Here is a 236-nt window from a genome sequence, read left to right as displayed (position 1 = left end):
GCCCCGGCCAACATCGACGCAGACCCGGGCGTGGTGTTCGTGCGCGGCGTGTACGCCGAGTTCAAGCGCCGCGGCTCGACGACGGTGGTGATGGGCGCCTCGTTCCGTTCCACCGCGCAGATCGAAGCACAGGCCGGCTGCGACCGCCTGACCATCTCGCCGGACCTGCTGGAAAAGCTGGACGCCGACCACGGCGACCTGCCGCGCAAGCTGGTGGCGGGCGCCCCCGAAGCGGT

Annotated in this window: 1 protein-coding gene; it reads left to right on the top strand. The window is 71.6% G+C overall.

Going from position 1 to position 236, the window contains the following annotated elements; translation table 11 throughout:
- The coding region (locus tag ACQG3P_RS23575) for a transaldolase family protein (protein WP_426806401.1) at positions 1 to 236 on the top strand (236 nt) is incomplete at both ends.

This window comes from Stenotrophomonas sp. SrG (assembly GCF_050031795.1).
GTDB lineage: Bacteria > Pseudomonadota > Gammaproteobacteria > Xanthomonadales > Xanthomonadaceae > Stenotrophomonas > Stenotrophomonas rhizophila_A.
The sequence above is the reverse complement of the archived record's forward strand: the minus strand, read 5'-3'. Positions and strand labels throughout refer to the sequence as shown.